Here is a 24,306-nt window from a genome sequence, read left to right as displayed (position 1 = left end):
GCTGTCCTCCGGGTGACTGCTGTCGCAGGTGAGCACGTTCGTCGCGTCCGGGGAAGGGGAACCGTCCCAGGATGCAAGTGGTACGTGAGATGACAGCGCCGGCCCTCGAGTTCGTCAAGCGGCACCGGGACCCGGTGACCGTGCAGATGGTGAGGTCGGCCGCAGCGGCGACCGTCGCCTACGTCATCGCGCTGCGGCTGAGTCCGGAGGCCGCCCCGCTCACCGCGCCCCTGACCGCGCTGCTCGTCGTCCAGGTCACCCTGTACTCCACGCTCACCACCGGGGTGCGCCGGGTGAACTCCGTGGTGACCGGCGTCGTCGTGGCGATCCTCTTCAGCCTGCTGGTGGGTCTGACCTGGTGGAGCCTGGGTCTGCTCATCCTGGCGTCGCTGATCGTCGGCCATCTGGTGCGGGTGGACGAGTTCGTGCCCGAGGTGGCGATCAGCGCGATGCTGGTGCTCGGGGTGACCACGCACGGGGACACCGCCTGGGCCCGGATCGTGGAGACGCTGATCGGGGCGATCGTCGGGATGGGGTTCAACCTCCTGCTCGCCCCGCCCGTGTGGGTGGAGGAGGCCGGCGAGTCGATCGAGGAGCTGGCGCGCCGGGTGCGGCAGCTGATGCTGCGGATCGGCGAGGAGGCGTCGGGCCTGACGCCCCCGCACCGCGCGGCGGCCCGGCTGCACGAGGCCCGCCGCCTGGACCACGACATCACCGAGGTCGACGCGGACCTCCGGCAGGCGGAGGACAGCCTGCGGCTCAATCCCCGGGTGCGCGAGGGTCTGCTGCACCGGGTGGTGCTGCGCACCGGCCTCGACACGCTGGAGATCTGCACGGTGGTGCTGCGGGTGCTGGCGCGCACGCTGACCGACCTGGCCAAGGAGCGCGACCCTGAGCGGCTGTTCGATCCGGAGACGGGCGCCGCCTTCGAGGAGCTACTGTCCGAGATCGCGGACGCCGTGGTCAGCTTCGCGGTGCTGGTGACCACGAGCGTGAGCGCGAACGCCGAGTCGGCGGAGGAACGGCTCGCCTCCCAGCTGCGGCAGGCGGCCGCCACCCGCGACAGGCTGGCCCGGCTGCTCTTCGAGCAGGCCCGGCGCGACGCCCGCCAGTGGCAGTTGCTGGGCGCCGTGCTGACCGAGGTCAACCGCATCCTCGACGAGATGGACACCGAGCACCGCACGCGCCGGCTGCTCGAGGAGCTGGACCGGCACTCGCGGGAGCAGCGCGAGCGGCTGCCGCGGCTCACCCGGATGCGGGAGCGGCTGCGCCGCAAGCGAGGGGGCGCCTCCCGCCGTTCCACGTGACGTACCCGGCCGGGGCCGCCCGTGCCGCCGGGGCCTCCGCGTCATCGTCACCCGTCGCCGTCCGTGCGCTGTCGCTGCAGCGCACGAGGGCAGGAGGCGGCGCTCGCCTGGGCGAGCAGCACGTGCATGCGCTCGGTGAGCTGGGAGACGTCGTCGGCGGGCGCGTGGAACGGCAGGCGCACGTCGCCGTCCGTGCGGAGGCGTTCGATGCGCAGGGTCAGTCCGTGCCGGTCGACGGCGAGCGGCTGGACGCGGACCGCACCGTGCAGGCTGCCGTGGTCGACCAGCCGGGTCAGCCGTTCGACGGCGTCGGCGTGGCAGTCGGCGAGGTGGGTCAGCAGCCGGGCCTCGGCGGTGGCGAGCCGGTCGGGCTCGGCGGCGGCGAACTCCTCGACGTCGACGACCAGGGCGCCGGACGGCTGCCGCAGCACCACGCGCGTGGGCTGGAAGACGAGGTGCCCGTCCCGCACGGCGAACCAGCCGGCCAGCCACAGCCGGGCGCGGATCCGGTTGCGTACGGGGACGGGTGCCACGTCGGCGAACTCCAGCACGGCGGACGGCTCGCCGCGGGGCGCGCAGAGCGCGGCGGCGAGCAGGGCGCTGTCCTCGGGCACGTGCAGCAGCACCCGTCCGTCGTCGGTCACGCCGTGCGCGCCGACGAGTTCCTCCCGGGTGCCCTCCGCGGTCACCGTGCAGGACCACGCGGCGGCGAGCACCGAGCGGGCCCGTTGTGCCGCACCGGGCGCGGCCGTCCAGCCGTGCGTGTCGTCACCCATCCCCGAACCTCCTCTTAGGTAAGCCTTGCCTAACCTATCGAAGGTCGGGGCGCGTGCCAACCGGGTCGCGTGATCTCCACGAGACCTTTCCGGGCACGCCGGGGCCGGACGGGGGCGGGGCACGCGGCCCGGCGCCCGCCGGGTCTCTCCCCGGAGAGGTGCCCCCGGCCCGTTCGTACCGCCCTGCGGCACGAACGGGCCGGGACTACCGCACGTGAGCGATGCGGTCCGGGTCGGCCAGGATGTACATGCCTGTGATCCGGTTGTCGGTGATGGTGACGGACATCACCGACCGGATGCGGCCGTCGGCCACGCCAAGCAGGCCCAGGGAGTCGTTGACCAGGGCCATCCGGCCGTCCGCGGTGAAGCGGGCGAACGTGATCGCCGACTCGGCCACCGTCTTCGCGCCCCGGAGGACCTTGGACCCGGCCGCGCCGCGGACCAGGGCGCCCGCGTCCGCCCGTAGCACCACGTCCGGGTGGAGGACGGCGACCAGCGCCTCGAAGTCACCGCCGCGCGCGGCGGCCATGAACGCCTCGAGGACCTGCTTCTGCCGGCCGAGGTCGGGGTCGGACGGAGGGGTCGTGTCCCGTACCCGGCGGCGGGCCCGGCTGGCGAGCTGCCGGGTCGCGGCCGGGCTGCGCTCCACCACCGGGGCGATCTCGTCGAACGGCACGGCGAACATGTCGTGCAGGACGAACGCCAGCCGCTCGTCGGGCTCCAGCGTCTCCAGGACCACCAGCATCGCCACGCCCACCGAGTCGGCGCGCAGCGCCTCCTGCTCCGGGTCCACCTGGGAGAGGGGTCTGACCACCGGGTCCGGGACGAACGTGTCGTCCATCGGCTGCTCGCGGCGCGCGGTGCGCGAGCGCAGCAGGTCCAGGCAGATCCGGCCGGTCACGGTGGTCAGCCAGCCGCCGAGGTTGCCGATGCCGTCGGCGCCGGTGCGGCCCAGTCTCAGCCAGGCCTCCTGGACGGCGTCCTCCGCCTCGGTCAGCGAGCCGAGCATGCGGTAGGCGACCGCCTCGAGGTGCCCGCGGTGCTCCTCGAAGCGCTCCGCCAGCAGGTCCCCGGCCACGTCCACGGAGCTCACCGGGGGAACACCTCGAAGGTGACCGCGGGCCGGTTCCCGAACCGCTTCCCCGCCTCCTCGGCGAAACCGGTCAGCAGGCCGCGAGCGTACGCCTCCGGGTCCTCGTCGGTCAGCGCCTCGATGTAGGTCCGGTGTTCGAGCAGCGACGCGATCGCCCGCTCCAGTCCGTCCGTCGCGTCCACCGCGTGCGTGGGGCTGCCGGAACCGGCGACCGCCACCCAGCGGACCCCGTTCCAGGGTTCGAGGCCCCGCTCGGTCAGCTCCGGGAAGATCCACCGGTTGCCGGCGTCACCGGCCGCGTCGAGCACGGCCCGCCCGACGGCCACGTGGTCCGGGGTGTTCCAGTAGGTGCCGCCCCAGGTGTCCCGGTGGTTCAGGGTGATCACCAGCTCGGGCCGGTACCGGCGGATCGCGGCGGCGATGTCCCGGCGCAGCGCGGGGCCGTACTCGACGACCCCGTCCGCGTGGTCGAGGAAGTCGACCTCCGACACGCCGACCACGGCCGCGCTCGCCCGCTGTTCACGCTCCCTGAGCGGGCCGCACTCCGCCGGCTCCAGGGTGTCGATGCCCGCCTCGCCGCGGGTCGCCAGCACGTAGGAGACCTCGCGGCCGGCGTCGGTCCAGGACGCGATCGCCGCCGCGCAGCCGTACTCGAGGTCGTCCGGGTGGGCCACCACGGCCAGGGCGCGCCGCCAATCGTCGGGCATGGGTGGGAGTTGACTGGTCGTCGGCTCGGTCATGCCCGCAGACTAACCCGCCGCACCGACATCCCGCCGGGCCCGCGCCCGGCCCCGGACTCACGCCTCGTCGTGCGCCAGGGCGAGCAGCCGGTCCAGGACGCGGGGACCGCCGGCCCGGACGCCGTCGTGCTCGAACTCGTCGGTGACCCAGGTGCGCAGGCCGCGGATGGCGCGGGCCGTCTCCAGGGAGTGGGCGGTGTCGACGTACATGTCGTCGTGGTAGACGGCCGCCGCGACCGGGACCTCGTTGGCGGCCAGGCGCGCCGGGTCGTACAGGGGTGTCCAGTCGGTGCACGCGGCGAGCAGGTCGGCGGTCTCGCGCAGCGGGCGCAGCGCGGGGTCGCAGTCGAACATCCAGGGGTGGATGGTCTCGCCGGTGAACAGCAGCGGCTCGTCGCCGGCGAGCGTCTTGGCCGCGTCGAACCGCGGGAACTCGGCCCGCACGCGTTCGGCGGACCAGGCGGTGGGCCGGGCGTCCTGGCCGTAGATCGCCTCGTGGACGAGTGCGTACAGCGGGTGTCCGGCGTACGACAGCAGGCCCTGTGCCTGCTCCTGGAAGGCGTCGGAGAGTTCGTGGCCGCCAGGGGTGCGGACGAAGGCGTCCTCCAGGAGGAAGTGCAGCCGGTGGCTGCCCTCGCCGCCGCCGAGCATCCGGCCGAAGGACTGGAAGGCCTCGACGGTGAACCGGTAGCCGTTCGGGAGGACGACCTCGTGGGTGAGGAGGTGGTCGGCGATGCGGCGGGCGCGTTCGACGTCCTGCGGGTAGCGGGCGTAGTGCGCGGCGACCTTGCGTTCGACGCGCGGGTAGGCGGCCCGGTAGACGTCGTCGGCGTGGGCGTCGAGGGAGGGCAGGCCGCCGGTGATCAGGGCGGTGTCCAGGCCCTCGGGCGCGATGGACAGGTAGGTGACGGTGCAGAAGCCGCCGAAGCTCTGGCCGAGCACGGTCCAGGGGGCGCCGCCGGTCACCTGGGGGCGGATGGCCTCGCAGTCCCGGACGATCGAGTCGCCGCGGAAGAGGGCGAGGTGGTCGGCCTGTGCGGCGGGGCCGCCGCGCAGCGGGAGCGTCTGCCGGTTGACGGGGGTGGAGGCGCCGGTGCCGCGCTGGTCGAGGAGGAGGACCCGGTGGTCCTCCAGGGCCCGGCCGAGCCAGGCCTCCTTCCCGACGAAACGGTTCGCCCCGAAGCCGGGGCCGCCCTGGAGGTAGAGCAGCCAGGGCAGGTCCCGGCCGGCCTTGTCACTGGCGACGACCTCACGCGCGTACAGCTCGATCGTCTCCCCCGAGGGGGCGTCGTGATCGAGGGGCACGGTGAACCGGCGGTCGGTGAGGACCACTCCGGGCTGGCGGTAGCTGACGGACAACGGGGCTCCCGGGACGAACGGATTGTCGGATCGTGACCCAGTTCAACACATGTTCGTCCGGCCAACGAGCCCGGGATCATGAAAATCTTGCTGAACGGCCGTCAGCGGGCCGCCAGGCTGGAGCGCCGGACCACCAGTTCCGGACGGAGCACGACCCGGCGGTGCTCGTGCGGCTCGGCGGTGCTCCCGCCCTCGGTCTCCTCCAGCAGCAGCTCGGCCGCCAGGGCCCCCATGGTGACCGCGGGCTGCCGCACCGAGGTCAGCGGTACGGCGGCCGCGGCGGCGAACTCGATGTCGTCGTAGCCGACGATCGCGAGGTCGTCGGGGACGCCGACGCCGGCCGCGTACATCGCCTGGAGCACACCGAGGGCGAGCAGGTCGTTGGCGCAGAAGACGGCGGTGGGCCGGTCGGCGAGTCCGAGCAGGCGGGCGCCCGCGTCACGGCCGGCGGCGACGTCGAGCCGCTCGGTGGGCAGTTCGCGCAGGTGGTCGGGGCCCAGTCCGGCCTCGGCGAGGGCGTTCAGGGCGCCGGTGCGGCGGTCCCGGACCTGGTTCAGTCCGGGCGGGCCGCAGACGTACGCGATGGAGCGGTGCCCGGCGTCGACGAGGTGCCGCACGGCCAGCGCGCCGCCCGCCACGTCGTCCACGGAGACCGAGCACTCGGTGGTGCCCTCGGCGACCCGGTCGACCAGGACGAAGGGGATGCCGTGCCGGCGGAACGCCTCGATGTTGCGGCCGGTGGCGTCCGCCGGGGTGAGCAGCACGCCCCGCACCCGCTGTTCGGCGAAGAGGGAGAGGTACTCGGCCTCCTCGCCCGGGTTCTGGGCGCTGTTGCAGACCATCACGCCGAGTCCGGCCTCGCGGGCGGCGCGTTCGGCGCCGCGGGCGACGTCGACGAAGAACGGGTTGCCCATGTCGAGGACGAGCAGGCCCATGATGCGGCTGCGGCCGGCGCGCAACTGGCGGGCGGACTCGCTGCGCACGTAGCCGAGCCGGTCTATGGCGGACAGCACCCGGGCCCGGGTCTCGGCGGCGACCGTGTCCGGGCGGTTGATCACGTTGGAGACCGTGCCGACGGACACTCCGGCGACGCGGGCGACGTCCTTGATACCCACCGACTGGGCCATCGGGCAGGGACCTCCAGAAAGAGCGGGGCGACGCGGCGGGCCATCACACTACCGGCAGCGCCGCCCCTGAGCGGTCACGGTCAGGCGGGCAGCCTGAGGCCGACTACGTGTGGGGGCGAGGGTGTCGTACCGGTGGACTTCTCCCGGTACACGGCCGACGGCACCCCGTCCCGGGCGACGCGCGTGTCGGCGGCCACCCGGCGGGCGACGGCGTCACCCCGGCCGGCGGTGTGCCGGGCCGTGTACCGCCGGCTGCCGGGCGTGGTGCCGCCGGTGCGGGTGACCGACGGCCCGGGCACGGCGGCCGGGGCGGGGGCCGCCGCGGTGCCGAGGAGCGCGCCGGCCGGGAGGGTACGTCGTCCCATCGCGGGCTTTCGTCGTCAGGCGAGGTGGAAGACCTCGGTCAGCGGTGTCATCGCCTCGTCCGGCCGGGAGCCGTCGAGGGACTCGAAGAAGGGGGACATCTCGGCCTGCCAGCGGGCGTTGACCTCGGTGGCCTCCATGCCCGCCTTGGCCGCCTCGAAGTCCTCGGTCTCCAGGTAGCCGACGAGGAGGCCGTCGTCGCGCAGGAAGAGGGAGTAGTTGTGCCAGCCGGTGGCCGAGAGCGCCTCGCACATCTCGGGCCACACGGCGGCATGGCGTTCGCGGTACTCGGCGATCCGGTCCTGTCGGACCTTGAGCAGGAAACAGACGCGTCGCATGAAGTACCGCTCCTTCAGGGGGAAGTGGGGATCAGAAGTCGAACTGGTCGATGTTCTCGGCGTTGAACACGGTGGGCTTGCCGAGGTTGATCACGCCGTCCTTGCCGATGGTGTACTCGCCCATCGCGCCGGCCGTGAAGGTCTCGCCCTCCTTGCCGGTGATCTGGCCGGAGGACAGGGCGACGGCGGTGCGGGCGGCCAGCTCGCCGAGCTTGGCCGGGTCCCAGAGCTCGAACGCCTCGACGGTGCCGTTCTTGACGTACTTGCGCATGTCGTTGGGGGTGCCGAGGCCGGTCAGCTTGACCTTGCCCTTGTACTTGGAGCCGGACAGGTACTGGGCGGCGGCCTTGATGCCGACGGTGGTCGGGGAGATGATCCCCTTCAGGTCCGGGTACTCCTGGAGCAGGCCCTGGGTCTGCTGGAAGGACTGCTGGGCGTCGTCGTTGCCGTAAGCGACCTTGACCAGCTTGATGTCCTTGTACTTGGGGTCCTTGAGCTCGTCCTTCATGAACTCGATCCAGGCGTTCTGGTTGGTCGCGGTCTGCGCGGCGGACAGGATCGCGATCTCGCCCTTGTAGTCGATCTGCTCGGCGAGCAGCTGCACCTCGGTGCGGCCCAGGTCCTCGCCGCTGGCCTGCGAGACGAAGGCGTTGCGGCAGTCGGGGGTGGTGTCGGAGTCGTAGGTGACGACCTTGATGCCGTTCTTCATGGCCTGCTTGAGCGCGGTGCACAGGGCGCCGGGGTCCTGCGCGGAGACGGCCATGGCGTCGACCTGCTGCTGGGTCAGGGTGTTGACGTAGGAGACCTGGCCGGCGGTGTCGGTGGCGCTGGAGGGGCCGACCTCCTTGTAGGTGGAGCCCAGCTCCTCGACGGCCTTCTCGCCACCCTTGTCGGCGGTGGTGAAGTAGGGGTTGTTGACCTGCTTGGGCAGGAAGCCGACGGTCAGGCCCTTCTTGGTGGCCGCGTTCGGGTCGGCCTTGCCGGCCGAGGCCGCCGCGCCGCCGCCCTCGTTCTTGACGTCCTCCTTGGTGGTGCCGCCGCAGGCGGTGGCGGCCAGGGCGAGCGAGGTGACGGCGGCGAGGGCCGCGCAGGTACGGCGGATGGATGCCTTGCGCATGGTGGGTTCCTTAGAGGACGAGAAGGAATCAGGGGGTGGCGGTGGGGGCCTTGGAGACCGGTGGTGACGCGGTAGCCCGGCGTCCGGCCCTCGCGACGGCGACCTGCCGGGCGATGCGCGGTCCGAGCACGGACAGCACCAGGAGCACACCGGTGACGACGATCTGCGACTGCGCGGAGACGTCCTGGAGGCTCATCACGTTCTGCAGCGCGCCGAGCAGGAACACACCGGCGATCGCGCCGCCGAGCGTCCCCTTGCCGCCGTCGAAGTCGATGCCGCCGAGCAGCACGGCCGCCACGACGGAGAGTTCGAGGCCGGTGGCGTTGTCGTAGCGGGCGCTGGCGTAGTGCAGTGCCCAGAAGACGCCGGTGAGGGAGGCCATCAGACCGGTCAGGGTGAACAGGATCAGCTTCTGCCGCTTGACGCGGATGCCGGCGAACCGGGCCGCCTCCTCGCTCGCGCCGACCGCGAACAGCGACCGGCCGAACGGGGTGGCGTGCAGGGTGACGACGGCGATGGCGAGCAGCACCAGGAAGGGCAGGAGGGCGTACGGGATGAACGTGTCGCCGATGCGTCCGGCGGCGAAGTCCAGGTACGCGGTGGGGAAGTCGGTCACCGCGTCGGAGCCGAGCACGATCTGCGCGATGCCCCGGTAGGCGGCCAGTGTGCCGATGGTGACGGCGAGGGACGGCAGTCCGAGGCGGGTCACCAGCAGGCCGTTGACCAGGCCGCAGACGACGCCGATGACGAGGCAGATCGGGATGATCGTCTCGATGGTCATGCCCTGGTTCCACAAGGCGCCCATCACCGCGCCGGACAGGCCGGCCGTGGAGGCCACGGACAGGTCGATCTCGCCGGAGACCACGAGCAGGGTCATGGGCAGGGCGATCAGCGCGATCGGCAGGGTGTTGCCGATGAGGAACGACAGGTTGAGCGCGTTGCCGAAGCCGTCGACGGTGGTGAAGGACAGCAGCAGGACGACGACGAGCAGGGCGCCGACGACCGTGTCCCAGCGGACCGCGCGCGTGAGGGACTCAGGCATGGCGGGCGTTCCTCTTCTTCAGGGCCAAGGCCACGCGCAGCGCGACGATCCGGTCGACCGCGATGGCGAGGATGAGCAGGATGCCGTTGATGGCGAGCACCCACACGGAGCTGACGCCGAGGGCGGGCAGCACGCTGTTGATGGAGGTCAGCAGCAGCGCGCCGAGGGCCGCGCCGTAGACGCTGCCGGAGCCGCCGGTGAAGACCACGCCGCCGACCACGACCGCGCTGACGACGGTGAGTTCGTAGCCGTTGCCGGTACTGGAGTCGACGTTGCCGAACCGGGCCAGGTACAGGGCGCCGGCGAGGCCGGCGAGGGCGCCGCAGAAGGTGTACGCGGCGAGGATCCGCTTGCGTACGGGGATGCCGGCGAGCCGGGCGGCCTCGGGGTTGGAGCCGAGCGCGTACAGCTCGCGTCCGCTGCCGAAGTGCTTGAGGTAGTACGCCGTCGCCACGAGCACCGCGAGCGCGATGAGCGCCAGGTAGGGCACGGCCGAGATGCCGCCGGAGCCGAAGTCGACGAACCCGCCGGGCAGGTCGGCGGCGGTGATCTGGCGGGAGCCGACCCAGATGGAGTCGATGCCGCGGATGATGTAGAGCGTGCCGAGGGTGACCACGAGGGCGGGCACCTGGCCGAGGCTGACGAGCAGGCCGTTGAGCAGTCCGAAGCCGATGCCGAGCAGCACGGCGAGGGCGATGGCGACGACCGGGTTCCCGCCGCCCTGGAGGTAGGTGCCGGCGGCGAAGGCGCTGATGCCGAGGGTGGAGCCGACGGACAGGTCGACGTTGCGGGTGATGACGACCAGGGACTGGCCGGTGGCGACCAGGACCAGGATGGTCGCGTTCAGCAGCAGGTCCTTGATGCCCTGTTCGGACAGGAACTCGCTGTTGCCGGCCTGGGTGACGGCGATCATCACCAGGAAGACGACGAGGATGGCGAGTTCGCGCATCTTGAAGACGCGGTCCACCAGCCGGGTGGCGCCGGCCTTCGGTGCCTCGGCGACGGGGGCTTCTCCGGGAGCGGCGACCGTCATGCGGCGGCCCTCCCCGTGGCTGCGGCCATCACGGTTTCCTCGGTGGCGTCGGTGCGGGGGATCTCGGCGGTGAGCCGGCCCTCGTGCATCACCAGCACGCGGTCGGCCATGCCGAGGATCTCGGGCAGGTCGGAGGAGATCATCAGGACGGCGACGCCGTCGGCGGCGAGCTGGGAGAGCAGCCGGTGCACCTCGGCCTTGGTGCCGACGTCGATGCCGCGCGTGGGCTCGTCGACGATCAGCACCTTCGGGCCGGTGGCGAGCCACTTGGCGAGGACGACCTTCTGCTGGTTGCCGCCGGACAGGGTGTTCACCGTGTCGGCGATCCGGGCGTACTTGACCTGGAGCTTGACGGCCCAGTCGAGGGAGCGGCTGCGTTCGGCGCCGCGGTCCATCAGGCCGGCCTTCACGGTCGTACGGAGTCCGGTGAGGCCGATGTTGCGCTCGATGGACATGTCCATCACCAGGCCCTGGGCGCGCCGGTCCTCGGGGACCAGGGCGAGGCCCGCGGCCATGGCCGTGGACGGGGCGCCGTTGGTCAGTTTGCGTCCGTCGACCTCGACCTCGCCGGCGTCCCAGCGGTCGACGCCGAAGACGGCGCGGGCCACCTCGGTGCGTCCGGCGCCGACGAGTCCGGCCAGGCCGACGATCTCGCCGCGCCGCACGTCGAAGGAGACGTCGGTGAAGACGCCCTCGCGGGTCAGCCGGCGCACGCTCAGGGCGATCTCGCCCGGTGTCACGTCCTGCTTGGGGTAGAGCTCCTCGAGGTCGCGGCCGACCATGCGGCGGACCAGGTCGTCCTCGGTCATGCCCTCCAGCGGCTCGCTGGAGATCCAGGCGCCGTCGCGGAGCGTGGTGACCCGCTGGCAGATCTCGAAGATCTCCTCCAGGCGGTGGGAGATGAACAGCACCGCGGCGCCCTGCTCGCGCAGGGTGCGCACGACGCCGAAGAGGCGGGCGACCTCGCTGCCGGTGAGGGCGGCGGTGGGCTCGTCCATGATCAGGACGCGGGCGTCGAAGGAGAGCGCCTTGGCGATCTCGACGATCTGCTGGTCGGCGATGGACAGGCCGCGGGCCGGACGGTCCGGGTCGAGGTCGACGCCGAGCCGCCGCATCAGGGCGGCGGTCGCGTCGTGGGTGGCGCGGTGGTCGATCCGGCCGAGCGCCTTCCGGGGCTGCCGGCCCATGAAGATGTTCTCGGCGATCGACAGGTCGGGGAAGAGCGTGGGCTCCTGGTAGATCACGGCGATGCCGGCGTCGCGGGCGTCACCGGGGCCGTGGAAGACGACCGGCGCGCCGTCGAGCAGCACCTGGCCGGTGTCCGGACGGTGCACTCCGGCGAGCGTCTTGATGAGGGTCGACTTGCCGGCTCCGTTCTCGCCGGCGAGGGCGTGCACCTCCCCGGGGAACAGCTCCAGGGAGACGTCCCGCAGTGCACGGACCGCGCCGAAGGACTTGGAGATGCCCTTCAGCGCGAGAACCGGGGCCGGACCCGTGTCGGACGGGTGGGTCATGAGGGCTCCTCGACGACGCCGACGGGAGGCCCCACGGCGTCGTGAAAGGTTTCAACTGGGTTGCCGGGACGTTAGGCGCGCGACGCATGTCACGTCAATGGGTCCCAGCCGAAAAACTTTCGACACCTTCAGGTCTCGGCCTGGTCACGGAGGACCGTCTGCGCCGGAGGGGTTGACACCCCTTCGGGAGACCCATAGCTTCCCGTTCTGAATCGTTTCACTCAGTGGTCGTTACGACCCGATGTCACAGGAGCCCTGACGTGACCGAGCTCGCCGCGGTGAAAGCCGCTCTCAAGACACAGGCCGTGGAGACGCCGTCCTGGGCGTACGGGAACTCGGGGACCCGGTTCAAGGTGTTCGCGCAACAGGGCGTCCCCCGCACCCCGCAGGAGAAGCTCGACGACGCCGCCCAGGTGCACGCGTTCACCGGTGTCGCGCCGACCGTGGCGCTGCACATCCCGTGGGACAAGGTCGAGGACTACGCGGCACTGGCCAAGCACGCCGAGGACCGCGGGGTGCGGCTCGGCGCGATCAACTCCAACACCTTCCAGGACGACGACTACAAGCTCGGCAGCATCTGCCACCCGGACGCGGCGGTGCGCCGGAAGGCCGTCGACCACCTGCTGGAGTGCGTCGACATCATGGACGCGACCGGCTCCAAGGACCTGAAGCTGTGGTTCGCCGACGGGACGAACTACCCCGGGCAGGACGACATCCGCGCCCGCCAGGACCGGCTCGCCGAAGGGCTCGCCGAGGTGTACGAGCGGCTCGGGGACGACCAGCGGATGCTGCTGGAGTACAAGTTCTTCGAGCCGGCGTTCTACACGACGGACGTGCCGGACTGGGGCACCGCCTACGCGCACTGCCTGAAGCTGGGCGAGAAGGCGCAGGTCGTGGTCGACACCGGTCACCACGCTCCGGGCACCAACATCGAGTTCATCGTGGCGACGCTGCTGCGGGAGGGGAAGCTCGGCGGGTTCGACTTCAACTCGCGGTTCTACGCCGACGACGACCTGATGGTCGGCGCCGCCGACCCGTTCCAGCTGTTCCGGATCATGTACGAGGTGATCCGCGGGGGCGGGTTCGCTCCCGAGGTGGCGTTCATGCTCGACCAGTGCCACAACATCGAGGCGAAGATCCCGGCGATCATCCGTTCCGTCATGAACGTCCAGGAGGCGACGGCGAAGGCACTGCTGGTCGACCGGGCGGCGCTGAGCGAGGCCCAGGCCTCCGGGGACGTGCTCGAGGCCAACGCCGTGCTGATGGACGCGTACAACACGGACGTGCGTCCGCTGCTGCGTGAGGTGCGGGAGGAGATGGGGCTGGACCCCGAACCCCTGGTCGCCTATCGGCGGTCCGGGTGGGCGGAGAAGATCGTCGCCGAGCGGGTCGGTGGGGAGCAGGCCGGGTGGGGGGCGTGAGCGTCCGCCCCGTGCTGTTCGTCGCGGACGGCCGGCCGGCCGCGCCCACGCGGCGGTAGCCGCACATGTGAACAGCCCCGCGCCCCTAGGTATGTGCACTCACCCTCTTTCACGTAAGGACTGGACGTTCATGGCACCCCATCCCGAAGCTGCCGCTCTGCTCGCTCGATCGCACCGGCTCGGGGCCGATCCCCGCAACACCAACTACGCCGGCGGCAACACCTCCGCCAAGGGCACCGAGACCGACCCCGTCACCGGGGGCGACGTCGAGCTGATGTGGGTCAAGGGGTCCGGGGGCGACCTCGGGACGCTGGCCGAGGCGGGGCTGGCCGCGCTGCGGCTGGACCGGCTGCGGGCGCTGACCGGTGTGTACCCGGGTGTCGAGCGCGAGGACGAGATGGTCGCCGCGTTCGACTACTGCCTGCACGGCAAGGGCGGTGCGGCCCCGTCGATCGACACCGCGATGCACGGGCTCGTCGACGCCGCGCACGTGGACCACCTCCACCCCGACTCCGGGATCGCGCTGGCCTGCGCGGCCGACGGGGAGAAGCTGACCGCCGAGTGCTTCGGCGACACCGTGGTGTGGGTGCCGTGGCGGCGGCCCGGTTTCCAGCTCGGGCTGGACATCGCCGCCGTGAAGGAGGCCAACCCGCAGGCCATCGGCTGTGTGCTCGGCGGGCACGGCATCACCGCGTGGGGCGACACCTCCGAGGAGTGCGAGCGCAACTCGCTGCACATCATCCGCACCGCCGAGGAGTTCCTCGCCGAGCGCGGCCGGCCGGAGCCGTTCGGCCCCGTGATCGAGGGGTACGAGGCGCTGTCCGAGGAGGAGCGGCGGGAGCGGGCCGCCGCGCTGGCGCCGTACGTCCGCGCCGTCGCCTCGCAGGACCGGCCGCAGGTCGGGCACTTCGACGACTCCGACGCCGTACTGGACTTCCTGGCCCGCGCCGAGCACCCGCGGCTGGCCGCGCTGGGCACCTCCTGCCCGGACCACTTCCTGCGCACCAAGGTCCGCCCGCTCGTCCTGGACCTGCCGCCGTCCGCCCCGCTCGACGAGGCGGTCGCCCGGCTGAAGGAACTCCACGCCGCCTACCGCGAGGAGTACGCCGCCTACTACGCGCGGCACGCGCGGCACGACTCCCCCGCGATGCGCGGCGCCGACCCGGCGATCGTGCTGGTGCCGGGCGTGGGCATGTTCAGCTTCGGCAAGGACAAGCAGACCGCGCGCGTGGCCGGCGAGTTCTACCTCAACGCGATCAACGTGATGCGCGGGGCCGAGGCGGTCTCCACGTACGCGCCGATCGAGGAGTCGGAGAAGTTCCGCATCGAGTACTGGGCGCTGGAGGAGGCCAAGCTCCAGCGGATGCCGAAGCCCAAGCCGCTCGCCACCCGGGTGGCACTGGTGACGGGTGCGGGCAGCGGGATCGGCAAGGCGATCGCCCAGCGGCTGGTCGCCGAGGGCGCGTGCGTCGTCGTGGCCGACCTGAACGGGGAGAACGCCGAGCAGGTCGCCGAGGAGCTGGGCGGGTCCGACAAGGCCGTCGCCGTGACCGTCGACGTGACGTCCGAGGAGCAGATCGCGGACGCCTTCAAGGCCGCCGTGCTCGCCTTCGGCGGGGTCGACCTGGTGGTGAACAACGCCGGGATCTCGATCTCCAAGCCGCTGCTGGAGACGACCGCGAAGGACTGGGACCTCCAGCACGACATCATGGCCCGCGGTTCCTTCCTCGTCTCGCGCGAGGCGGCCCGGGTGATGACCGCGCAGGAGCTGGGCGGCGACATCGTCTACATCGCGTCGAAGAACGCGGTGTTCGCCGGCCCGAACAACATCGCCTACTCGGCCACCAAGGCCGACCAGGCGCACCAGGTGCGGCTGCTCGCCGCCGAGCTGGGTGAGCACGGCATCCGCGTCAACGGCGTCAACCCGGACGGTGTGGTGCGCGGCTCCGGGATCTTCGCGGGCGGCTGGGGCGCCAAGCGCGCCGCCGTGTACGGGGTGCCGGAGGAGAAGCTGGGCGAGTTCTACGCCCAGCGGACGCTGCTGAAGCGCGAGGTGCTGCCCGAGCACGTGGCGAACGCCGTGTTCGCGCTGACCGGCGGCGACCTCACCCACACCACCGGACTGCACGTCCCGGTCGACGCCGGCGTCGCCGCCGCGTTCCTGCGATGAGCACCGTGAAGTCCTACGCCGCGGTCGACCTCGGCGCGTCCAGCGGACGCGTCATGGTCGGCCGCGTCGGCCCCGACAGCCTGGAGCTGACCGAGGTCAACCGCTTCCCCAACCGGCCGGTGCGCGTGCCCGAAGGGCTGCGCTGGGACGTCCTGGCGCTGTACTCCGGGGTGCTGGACGGGCTGAGGGCGGCAGGCCGGGTGGACTCCGTCGGCATCGACAGCTGGGCCGTGGACTACGGGCTGCTGGACGCGGACGGGGCGCTGCTCGGCAACCCGGTGCACTACCGCGACGGCCGCACCGACGGAATCGCGGAGAAGGTGTGGGCGACCGTGCCCGCCGGGGAGCTGTACGCGGCGACCGGTCTGCAGTACGCGCCGTTCAACACGCTGTACCAGCTGACGGCGGCCCGTGACTCGGCCCAACTGGCCGCGGCTAAAAGGCTGTTGCTGATTCCGGATCTGCTGACGTACTGGCTGACCGGCGAGCAGGGCACGGAGCTGACCAACGCCTCGACCACCCAGCTGATCGACCCGCGCACCCGCGACTGGGCGCACGGGGTCGCGGAGCGCCTCGGCATCGACCTCTCGCTGTTCGCGCCGCTGCGCCGGCCCGGGGACGCGGCCGGGGTGCTGCGGCCCGAGGTGCTGGAGGAGACCGGGCTGACCGGGCCGGTCCCGGTGACGGCGGTCGGCTCGCACGACACCGCGTCCGCGGTGGCCGCCGTCCCGGCGGACGGAGAGCGGTTCGCGTACATCTGCACCGGCACCTGGTCGCTGGCCGGCCTGGAGCTGGACGCGCCGGTACTCACCGAGGAGAGCCGGGCCGCCAACTTCACCAACGAGCTGGGGCTGGACGGCACGGTCCGCTACCTGCGCAACATCATGGGCCTGTGGCTGCTCCAGGAGTGCCTGCGGGCCTGGGGGCAGCCGGATCTGGGCGCGCTGCTGCTCGACGCGGCCAAGGTGCCGGCGCTGCGGTCGGTGGTGGACGCCGGGGACGCGGCGTTCCTCGCGCCGGGGCGGATGCCGGAGCGGATCGCCGAGGCCTGCCGGGAGTCGGGCCAGCCCGTGCCGGCCACGCCCGCCGAGACCACCCGGTGCATCCTCGACTCGCTGGCCCTGGCCCACCGCAAGGCCGTCGAGGACGCACAGCGGCTCTCCGGGCGGTTCGCCGACGTCGTGCACATCGTGGGCGGCGGCACCCGCAACGCCCTGCTGTGCCAGCTCACCGCCGACGCCTGCGGGCTGCCGGTGGTGTCCGGGCCGGCGGAGGCGGCGGCCCTGGGCAACGTACTGGTGCAGGCCCGCGCCCACGGACTGGTCGGCGACCTGGCCGGGATGCGGCGGCTGCTCACCCGTACGCAGCCGCTGACGCGGTACGAGCCGCGGGGCGGTACGCGGCGGTGGCAGGAGGCGCAGGCCCGGCTCGCCCGGGGCTGACGCGGTCTCCCCCGTCCCTCCGCTCCCCCACTACCCTGCATTCACCCGATGATCGATTCACTAGGAGCCGCGATGCGTGTCGCACTGTTCCTGACCTGTGTCAACGACACGCTCTATCCGGACACCGGGCGCGCCGTGGTGAAACTCCTGACCAGGCTGGGCGTCGACGTCGACTTCCCGATGGCGCAGACCTGTTGCGGCCAGGCGCACTACAACACGGGCTACCGGCACGAGGCCGAGCCGCTCGCCCGGCACTTCTCCGACGTCTTCAAGGACTACGAGGCGATCGTGACGCCGTCCGGGTCGTGCGGGGCGATGGTGCGGGAGCTGTATCCGCGGATGGGTGAGCGGGCCCGGGCGGAGGGACGCGGGGACACCCTCGCGGCGACGCTGGCGCCGGTGGTGCCGAAGACGTACGAGCTGACGGAGTTCCTGGTGGACGTGCTGGGGGTGACCGACGTCGGGGCGTACTACCCGCACAAGGTGACCTACCACCCCACCTGTCACGGGCTGCGCGGTCTCGGTCTCGGCGAGCGGCCCCTGCGGCTGCTGCGGGCGGTGAAGGGGCTGGAGTTGGCCGAGCTGCCGGGCGCCGAGGAGTGCTGCGGCTTCGGCGGCACCTTCGCGCTGAAGAACTCCGACGTCTCGGCGGCGATGGGCACCGACAAGGTGCGCAACGCCGAGTCGACGGGCGCCGAGGTGCTGTGCGCGGCGGACAACTCCTGCCTGATGCACATCGGCGGAACGATGACCAGGCTGCGGACCGGCATGCGGCCGGTGCACATCGCGGAGATCCTGGCGAGCACGGAGGAGGAACCGGCCGTATGAGCGGGACGTATCTCGGCATGCCGGCGTTTCCCGAGGCCGCCCACGAGGCGGTCGGCAACGCGACGCTGCGCGGCAATCTGCGGCACGCCACGCACACCATCCGCGCCAAGCGGGCCAACGCCGTCGCGGAGGTCTCCGACTGGGCCGAGCTGCGGGAGGCCGGCAAACGGATCAAGGACCACACACTCCGTCACCTCGACCACTACCTCGAGCGGTTGGAGGAGTCGGTGACGGCGGCGGGCGGCACCGTGCACTGGGCCGTCGACGCCGACGAGGCCAACCGGATCGTGGCGCGGCTGGTCAAGGAGACCGGTGAGTCGGAGGTCGTCAAGGTCAAGTCGATGGCCACGCAGGAGATCGGCCTCAACGAGGCCCTGGAGGCGGAGGGCATCGCCGCCTACGAGACCGATCTCGCCGAGCTGATCGTGCAGTTGGGCAAGGACCGGCCCTCGCACATCCTGGTGCCGGCGATCCACCGCAACCGCGGGGAGATCCGGGAGATCTTCGCCCGCGAGATGAGCGAGTGGGGCCGCCCCGCCCCCGAGGGGCTGACGGACACACCCGCCGAACTCGCCGAGGCGGCCCGGCTGCACCTGCGGGAGAAGTTCCTGCGCGCCAAGGTGGGCATCTCCGGCGCCAACTTCATGGTCGCCGAGACCGGCACCCTGGTGGTGGTGGAGTCCGAGGGCAACGGGCGGATGTGCCTGACCCTGCCCGAGACGCTGATCTCGGTCGTCGGCATCGAGAAGATCGTGCCGACCTGGCAGGACCTGGAGGTGTTCCTGCAGACCCTGCCGCGTTCCTCGACCGCCGAGCGGATGAACCCGTACACCTCGACGTGGACCGGCACCACCGACGAGGACGGCCCGCGCGCCTTCCACCTGGTCCTGCTGGACAACGGCCGCACCGACACCCTCGCCGACGAGGTGGGCCGGCAGGCGCTGCGCTGCATCCGCTGCTCCGCCTGCCTCAACGTGTGCCCGGTGTACGAGCGGGCCGGCGGCCACGCCTACGGCTCGGTCTACCCGGGTCCGATCGGCGCCATCCTCAGCCCTCAACTCCGGGGAACGGGGAGCGAGATCGACGCCTCCCTGCCGTACGCCTCGTCGCTGTGCGGGGCCTGCTACGAGGTGTGCCCGGTCGCCATCGACATCCCCGAGGTGCTGGTGCACCTGCGGGAGCGGGTGGCGCAGGGCGGGGAGGTGATCCGGGGCGGCAACAAGGTGGTGCTCAAGCCGGCCAAGGGGCACGCCGCCGAGCGTGCCGCGATGCGCGCCGCCCGCTGGGCGTTCGCGCACCCCGGGGCCCTGCGCACCGGCCAGCGCCTCGCCTCGCGCACCCGCCGCCTCCATCCGCGCACCCTGCCGGGCCCCGGCCGGGCGTGGAGCGGGACCCGGGACCTGCCGCCGGTGCCGGCGGAACCGTTCCGGGACTGGTGGCAGCGTACGCGGGGCGGGAAGGGAGCGGCGAAGTGAGCAGCAGGGAACGGATCCTGGGCCGGGTGCGGCGGGCCCTCGCCGACGTACCGGAGGACGACACCCCGTACGAGCGGGCCGTCGTCCGTGACTATCTGCGCGAGCACGGTGAGCGCACCGTCGAGGAGACGGTGGACCTCCTCGCGGAGAACCTGGCCGACTACCGGGCCGTCGTGCACCGTACGGACGCGGCCGGGCTGGCCGGTGTCGTCGCCGGGCTGCTCGCGGCGCGCGGCGCGTCGTCGGTGCTGGTTCCGCCCGGTCTCGACGAGGGCTGGCTCGCGGCGACGGACGTGACGCGGGTGGCGGACCGGGCGGAGAGCACCCCGCACGAACTGGACCGGGTCGACAGTGTGGTCACCGCCTGCGCGGTCGCCGTCGCGGAGACCGGCACGATCGTGCTGGACGGCTCCCCCGACCAGGGCCGGCGCCGCATCACCCTGGTCCCCGACCACCACATCTGCGTGGTCCGCGTCCCCGACCAGGTCGTCTCCTCCGTCCCCCAGGCCCTCGGGCGTCTCGACCCGGCCCGGCCGCTCACCTGGATCTCCGGCCCGTCGGCGACCAGCGACATCGAGCTCGACCGGGTGGAGGGCGTGCACGGGCCGCGCACGCTGGAGGTCGTACTGGTCGGGTGAAACCCCCTCGGGGGGTGGTCCTGACTACACCCCCCGATACGGGTTCTGCGCCCAATGTGGTGCGGCCGTCTCCTCCGTAGCGTCGTCGGCATGGCACAGGACGTGCCGGACGGAGGAGATGACGATGTTTCGCAACGGGTCACGACGCGACCACGACACGGGACCCGCCCCCGAGGCGCTGCGGCTGGTGAAGGTCAGCAAGTCCTACGGGACGGCGGACAGCGCCGTGACCGCCCTCGACGGGGTGACGCTGGGCCTTGCGCGGGGGACGTTCACCGCGGTGATGGGGCCGTCGGGCTCGGGCAAGTCGACGCTGCTGCAGTGCGCGGCGGGTCTGGACCGGCCCGACAGCGGGATCGTGCGGGTCGACGGGACCGAGCTGACGGGCGGCGGCGAGGCGGAGCTGACGAGGTTCCGGCGCGGGCGGATCGGGTTCGTGTTCCAGCAGTACAACCTGTTGGAGACGCTGACCGTCGCGCAGAACACGGTGCTGCCGCTGAAGCTGGCCGGACAGCGCGTGGACCGGAGGCGGGCCCGGGAGATCCTCACCGCCGTCGGCCTCGGCGACCGGCTCGGGCACCGGCCCGGCCAGCTCTCCGGCGGCCAGCGGCAGCGCGTCGCGATCGCGCGGGCGCTGGTCACCGAGCCCCGGGTGATCTTCGCGGACGAGCCGACCGGCGCCCTGGACACGCGCAGCGCGCGGGAGGTGCTGGCGCTGCTCCAACAGGCGGTGCGGGTGCACGGGCGGACCGTGGTGATGGTGACGCACGACCCGGTCGCCGCCTCCTACGCCGACAGCGTGCTGTTCCTCGCGGACGGCCGGCTCGCCGGCCGGCTGGACGCGCCGACGGCGGACGCGGTGGCCGAGCGGCTGGCACACCTGGGCGACGACACGACGGCGGGGGTGTGAGCCGTGTTCGTACTGGCCATGCGGTCGATCCGGCACCGTCCCGGACGGTTCCTCGCGACGCTGCTGTCCGCCTTCCTGGGCGCGGCGATCATCATGATGTTCCACTCGATGCACGACACGGCCGGGCAGCCGGGCGTGGACCCGGTGAGCTCCGACACCCTGGGCACGGCGGCGGGGGTGGTCGGCGGGTACGGCACGCTGCTGGTGTTCTTCGCCGTCGCCTCGACGCTGACGGTGAACGTGCGGCAGCGGGTGGCCGAGCTGGAACTGCTGCGCTGCTCGGGGGCGACCCCGGCGCAGATCAAGCGGATGGTCGTGGGTGAGGCGGCGGCCGTGGCCCTGGTGGGCGCGGCGCTGGCGATCGGCCCGGCGATGCTCGGCGGGCGGGCGCTGCTGGACATGTTCCAGGACGGCGGCCAGGTCGCGCGGTCGGTCGAGTACTCCTTCGGGCCGATCGCGCTGATGAGCGGCGTGCACATCACGCTGCTCGCGGCGGCGGGCGCCGCGTTCCTGGCCGTGCGGCGGGTGACGCGGCGCAGCAGGAGGGAGCGGGCCGGGGCACGGCGGTTCCTGACGTACGCCGCGCTGGCCACCGGCGCCGCGGGGGCCTGCGCCACCTTCTTCCTCTCCGCGACGGACGAGGCGCTGATGGCGCCGCCCGCCCAAGGCGCGATCATGCTCTCGGTGGGGTTCGCGCTGCTGGCGCCGCGCCTGTTGAAGGGCCTGCTCGACCGGCTGGCGCTCGGCGGGGCCGGCGGGTGGCTGGCCGTGCGGAACCTGCGGCAGCGGTCCGGTGAGCTCGCCGGGATCCTGGTGTCGCTGATCATGTTCACGGCGGTGTCCACGGCGACGATCACCATGCAGGCGGTGGAGAGCGACGCCGTCGCGGCCTCGGGCCTGGTGAAGTCGGTCGACGCGAAGAACCTGGAGACGCTCAACCTCACGGTCGTCGGCATCATCGCCGTCTTCGTCTGCGTCATGCTGGTCAACTCGCTGTACGCGGCGACGACCTACCGCTCCCGTGAGTTCGGACAGCAGCGCCTGGCGGGGGCGACTCCGGGGCAGGTGCTCCGTGTGGTGGGTACCGAGGGGGTGATCCTCACGGTCACGGGGGTGCTGCTCGGCACGTCGGCCGCGCTGGCGGGGGTCGTACCGTTCACGATCGTGCGTACCGACGGGGTGCTGCCGGACCAGTTCCTCGGGACGTGGCTCGCCATGGCGGCGGTGGCGGCCGCGGTGACCCTCGGGACGAGCCTGGGCACGGCCTGGCGGGTGCTGCGCACTCCGGCGGTGCGGGCGGTGGCGCAGGCCGCCTGACGTCCTGCCCGGTCGGCACGGGGGCGTCCGCCGCGGCGGGCGCCCCTCGGCCGTTTCCCGCGGCCGGAGGAGCGGGAAACGGCCGGCCCGGGTGGTTCGCCGACTCGGGTGGTGTGCCGGCTAGTCGGCCTTGGCGTACTCCTGGGCCATGCCGCCCGCGAAGTCGTGCACCACGACCTGGTCGTCGCCGACGACCCACGCGTCGTGGCCCGGTGGGCAGACGAAGACGTCCCCAGGGCCGACCTCCTGCTCCGCGCCGTCGTCCATGCGGATGTGCATGCGGCCCTGGACGACATAGCCGTTGTGGTGGATCCGGCAGCTCTCCGTCCCGGCGATGGGACCGACGGACTCGGACCAGCGCCACCCGGGCTCGAAGGTGGCCACGGCGAAGTCCAGCCCTGTCATGTGGACGGCTTCCAGGTGTCCCCTGGGGAAGTCGCGCCGCTCGTCCGGCTTGTCCAGCGTCTTGATCTCGAGCATGACCCTGTTCCCTTCCGACCGTCTCCCTGCACGGCCGGGTCCGGTCTCCGTCCGCCTCGCACGGCACCGGCGGGGGCCGGGCCCCACCACTCCATCGTCCGCCTGTCCACTCGGGGCCGCCATTCGGGTGAGGCCGGTGCGTCAGGCGTCCGGACCGCAGAGCCGGGCGAAGCGTTCGGCGTCGATGTTGCCGCCGGAGAGGATCAGGCCGACGCGGGGCGGGAGGGGGCCCGCGCGGCCGGTGAGCAGTGCGGCGAGCGGGGTGGCGCCGCTCGGCTCGAGGACGATCTTCAGGCGTTCGAAGGCGAACCGCATCGCGTCCCTGATCTCGTCGTCGCCGACCAGCACGATCCCGTCCAGGAGCCGCCGGTTGAGGGAGAACGTCAGCTCGCCCGGGGTGTGCAGGGCCTGACCGTCGGCGATGGTGCGTGGGACCGGGATGCTGACGCGCCGGCCCGCCTCCAGGGACCTCTTGGTGTCGTCGCCGGCCTCCGGCTCCACGCCGATCACCCGGGTCGCGGGGTGCAGGCCCTTGACGGCGGTGGCGCTTCCGGCGATCAGTCCGCCGCCGCCGACCGGCGCGAGCAGCGCCCCCAACTCTCCTGCTTCCTCGACGAGTTCGAGGGCGGCCGTGCCCTGTCCCGCGATGACGTGCGGGTGCTCGTAGGGCGGGACGAGGGTCAGGCCCCGCTCGGCGGCGAGGGCCTCGGCGACGGCGACCCGGTCGCCGCTGTAGCGGTCGTAGGTGACGATCTCGGCGCCGTACCCCTCGGTGGCCGCCCGCTTCGACGGCGGGGCGTCCTCGGGCATGACGATGACGGCGGTGGTGCCCAGCTCCCGGGCGGCCAGGGCGACGGCCTGGGCGTGGTTGCCGGAGGAGTAGGCGGCGATACCCCGGGAGAGCTGGTCGGGGGTGAGCCGGGAGGCCGCGTGGTAGGCGCCGCGGAACTTGAAGGCGCCCACGCGCTGGAAGTTCTCGCACTTGAGGTGGACCTCGGCGCCGACGAGCGCGTCCAGGGTGCGGGAGCGCAGCACGGGCGTGCGGTGGGCGACGCCCTTGAGGCGTTCGGCGGCGGAGAGGACGTCGTCGAGGGTGACCGGCGGGGTGGTGGTCGTCACGGGGTGCCTCCGGCGGGGGTCGGGTCGGTCGTCGTCCGGGACTGGGAGAGGTAGCTGTACGCGGAGGCGCGGGAGATGCCGAGCCGGCCGGCGACCTGCTCGACCGCGCGCCGCACGGCGAAGACACCCCGGGCGTCCAGGTCCCGGAACAGCCGCAGCCGTTCCTCGCGGTCCAGCTGGGCCCAGCCCCGGTGCCGCAGCGTCCGGTGGTCGTCGACGATGGCCTCGACCACGGAGTCGATGTCGTTGCCGAAGGTGGTCGTCGGCGGTTCGGCCGGGCCGCCGGCGAGGCCGGCGAGCGCACTGAGCAGGGTGTGCGCCTGGCTCACGGCGGTGACGTCGACGTTGACGCACAGGGCGCCGAACACCGCTCCCGTGGAGTCCCGCAGCACCATGGTGGAGGATTTCACGAGGGTGCCGGTCGCGGTCCGGGTGAGGTAGTTGAGCTCGTCGGCGGCCTCGTCGCCGCGGGCGAGCACCCGCATGCCGATCTCGCTCATCGCTCCGCCGACCGTCCGCCCGGTCACGGAGCCGGCCACGGCGACCACCGATTCCTCCGGGCGCCGGTAGTCGTGCAGCACCACCTCGCAGACCGGACCGAACGTCGCGGCGATCCCGTCGACGACCGGTGCCAGCGCGGCGAGGATCGCCTCCCGTTCGGCGTCCCGGTCTTCCGTGGCCGCCATGAGCCCACCTC

At 72.5% G+C, this 24,306-nt stretch carries 23 protein-coding genes; 9 read left to right on the top strand and 14 right to left on the bottom strand.

Annotation, left to right across the window (positions count from 1 at the left end):
• Positions 1-71 precede the first annotated feature (71 nt).
• Positions 72-1,307: an aromatic acid exporter family protein gene (locus ACH5AO_RS17490; protein WP_398925467.1), complete on the top strand. Its 1,236-nt coding sequence runs from the start codon at positions 72-74 to the stop codon at positions 1,305-1,307.
• A 47-nt stretch (positions 1,308-1,354) separates the two neighbouring features.
• On the opposite strand, the gene ACH5AO_RS17485 is transcribed toward ACH5AO_RS17490, so the two are convergent.
• The 11 genes from ACH5AO_RS17485 to ACH5AO_RS17435 form a co-directional block, all read right to left on the bottom strand.
• Entirely contained in the window at positions 1,355-2,083 is a 729-nt protein-coding gene (locus ACH5AO_RS17485) for a DUF2470 domain-containing protein (RefSeq protein ID WP_398925465.1), read from the bottom strand.
• A gap of 205 nt (positions 2,084-2,288) precedes the next feature.
• Entirely contained in the window at positions 2,289-3,176 is an 888-nt protein-coding gene (gene sigJ / locus ACH5AO_RS17480; protein ID WP_398925463.1) for an RNA polymerase sigma factor SigJ, read from the bottom strand.
• Positions 3,173-3,916 (bottom strand): PIG-L deacetylase family protein, encoded by a 744-nt coding sequence (locus ACH5AO_RS17475; RefSeq protein ID WP_398925461.1) that lies wholly within the window; start codon positions 3,914-3,916, stop codon positions 3,173-3,175. Before ACH5AO_RS17475 ends, sigJ begins: the two co-directional genes overlap by 4 nt.
• 57 nt (positions 3,917-3,973) lie before the next feature.
• Positions 3,974-5,275 (bottom strand): alpha/beta fold hydrolase, encoded by a 1,302-nt coding sequence (locus ACH5AO_RS17470; protein WP_398925459.1) that lies wholly within the window; start codon positions 5,273-5,275, stop codon positions 3,974-3,976.
• Between the two features lie 101 nt (positions 5,276-5,376).
• A complete protein-coding gene (locus ACH5AO_RS17465; protein WP_398925457.1) occupies positions 5,377-6,402 on the bottom strand; it encodes a LacI family DNA-binding transcriptional regulator in 1,026 nt (341 codons plus the stop codon).
• 80 nt (positions 6,403-6,482) lie between these two features.
• Complete coding sequence (locus ACH5AO_RS17460) at positions 6,483-6,767, bottom strand: hypothetical protein (RefSeq protein WP_398925455.1); 285 nt, start codon at positions 6,765-6,767, stop codon at positions 6,483-6,485.
• 15 nt (positions 6,768-6,782) lie between these two features.
• Positions 6,783-7,103 carry an L-rhamnose mutarotase gene (locus ACH5AO_RS17455; protein ID WP_030863889.1) on the bottom strand — a complete coding sequence of 107 codons (321 nt, stop codon included), beginning with the start codon at positions 7,101-7,103 and terminating at the stop codon, positions 6,783-6,785.
• Between the two features lie 31 nt (positions 7,104-7,134).
• The gene (rhaS, locus tag ACH5AO_RS17450) at positions 7,135-8,220 is read right to left on the bottom strand and encodes a rhamnose ABC transporter substrate-binding protein (protein WP_398925453.1); all 1,086 of its coding nucleotides are present in this window, start codon (positions 8,218-8,220) and stop codon (positions 7,135-7,137) included.
• A 28-nt stretch (positions 8,221-8,248) separates the two neighbouring features.
• Positions 8,249-9,262 (bottom strand): ABC transporter permease, encoded by a 1,014-nt coding sequence (locus ACH5AO_RS17445; RefSeq protein WP_398925451.1) that lies wholly within the window; start codon positions 9,260-9,262, stop codon positions 8,249-8,251.
• Complete coding sequence (locus ACH5AO_RS17440; protein ID WP_398925448.1) at positions 9,255-10,295, bottom strand: ABC transporter permease; 1,041 nt, start codon at positions 10,293-10,295, stop codon at positions 9,255-9,257. Before ACH5AO_RS17440 ends, ACH5AO_RS17445 begins: the two co-directional genes overlap by 8 nt.
• Positions 10,292-11,809 carry a sugar ABC transporter ATP-binding protein gene (locus ACH5AO_RS17435; RefSeq protein ID WP_398925446.1) on the bottom strand — a complete coding sequence of 506 codons (1,518 nt, stop codon included), beginning with the start codon at positions 11,807-11,809 and terminating at the stop codon, positions 10,292-10,294. The genes ACH5AO_RS17440 and ACH5AO_RS17435 overlap by 4 nt, the downstream gene beginning before the upstream one ends.
• Positions 11,810-12,069: 260 nt before the next feature.
• Here ACH5AO_RS17435 and rhaI point away from each other — a divergent pair, with 260 nt between their 5' ends.
• The 8 genes from rhaI (at position 12,070) to ACH5AO_RS17395 (ending at position 22,010) form a co-directional block, all read left to right on the top strand.
• Positions 12,070-13,230 (top strand): L-rhamnose isomerase, encoded by a 1,161-nt coding sequence (gene rhaI / locus ACH5AO_RS17430; RefSeq protein WP_398925443.1) that lies wholly within the window; start codon positions 12,070-12,072, stop codon positions 13,228-13,230.
• A gap of 130 nt (positions 13,231-13,360) precedes the next feature.
• The gene (locus tag ACH5AO_RS17425; RefSeq protein WP_398925441.1) at positions 13,361-15,400 is read left to right on the top strand and encodes a bifunctional aldolase/short-chain dehydrogenase; all 2,040 of its coding nucleotides are present in this window, start codon (positions 13,361-13,363) and stop codon (positions 15,398-15,400) included.
• Positions 15,397-16,842, top strand: a complete 1,446-nt coding sequence (locus ACH5AO_RS17420; RefSeq protein ID WP_398925439.1) for a rhamnulokinase family protein — start codon at positions 15,397-15,399, stop codon at positions 16,840-16,842. The genes ACH5AO_RS17425 and ACH5AO_RS17420 overlap by 4 nt, the downstream gene beginning before the upstream one ends.
• 72 nt (positions 16,843-16,914) lie before the next feature.
• A complete protein-coding gene (locus ACH5AO_RS17415; protein WP_030863912.1) occupies positions 16,915-17,670 on the top strand; it encodes a (Fe-S)-binding protein in 756 nt (251 codons plus the stop codon).
• Positions 17,667-19,145: a LutB/LldF family L-lactate oxidation iron-sulfur protein gene (locus tag ACH5AO_RS17410; protein ID WP_398925436.1), complete on the top strand. Its 1,479-nt coding sequence runs from the start codon at positions 17,667-17,669 to the stop codon at positions 19,143-19,145. Before ACH5AO_RS17415 ends, ACH5AO_RS17410 begins: the two co-directional genes overlap by 4 nt.
• Complete coding sequence (locus ACH5AO_RS17405) at positions 19,142-19,783, top strand: lactate utilization protein C (protein WP_398925434.1); 642 nt, start codon at positions 19,142-19,144, stop codon at positions 19,781-19,783. The genes ACH5AO_RS17410 and ACH5AO_RS17405 overlap by 4 nt, the downstream gene beginning before the upstream one ends.
• Positions 19,784-19,907: 124 nt before the next feature.
• The gene (locus ACH5AO_RS17400; protein WP_398925432.1) at positions 19,908-20,693 is read left to right on the top strand and encodes an ABC transporter ATP-binding protein; all 786 of its coding nucleotides are present in this window, start codon (positions 19,908-19,910) and stop codon (positions 20,691-20,693) included.
• A gap of 3 nt (positions 20,694-20,696) precedes the next feature.
• The gene (locus ACH5AO_RS17395) at positions 20,697-22,010 is read left to right on the top strand and encodes an FtsX-like permease family protein (RefSeq protein WP_398925430.1); all 1,314 of its coding nucleotides are present in this window, start codon (positions 20,697-20,699) and stop codon (positions 22,008-22,010) included.
• Positions 22,011-22,130: 120 nt separating this feature from the next.
• On the opposite strand, the gene ACH5AO_RS17390 is transcribed toward ACH5AO_RS17395, so the two are convergent.
• The 3 genes from ACH5AO_RS17390 to ACH5AO_RS17380 form a co-directional block, all read right to left on the bottom strand.
• Complete coding sequence (locus tag ACH5AO_RS17390) at positions 22,131-22,490, bottom strand: cupin domain-containing protein (protein ID WP_030863923.1); 360 nt, start codon at positions 22,488-22,490, stop codon at positions 22,131-22,133.
• Between the two features lie 141 nt (positions 22,491-22,631).
• Positions 22,632-23,609: a pyridoxal-phosphate dependent enzyme gene (locus ACH5AO_RS17385; protein ID WP_398925428.1), complete on the bottom strand. Its 978-nt coding sequence runs from the start codon at positions 23,607-23,609 to the stop codon at positions 22,632-22,634.
• Positions 23,606-24,295, bottom strand: coding sequence for a transcriptional regulator (locus ACH5AO_RS17380; RefSeq protein WP_398925426.1), 690 nt, complete (start codon positions 24,293-24,295; stop codon positions 23,606-23,608). Before ACH5AO_RS17380 ends, ACH5AO_RS17385 begins: the two co-directional genes overlap by 4 nt.
• Positions 24,296-24,306: the final 11 nt, after the last annotated feature.

It is taken from the genome of Streptomyces sp. NPDC018964 (assembly GCF_044390325.1).
Lineage (GTDB): Bacteria > Actinomycetota > Actinomycetes > Streptomycetales > Streptomycetaceae > Streptomyces.
This window is presented reverse-complemented; position numbering and strand designations above follow the sequence as displayed.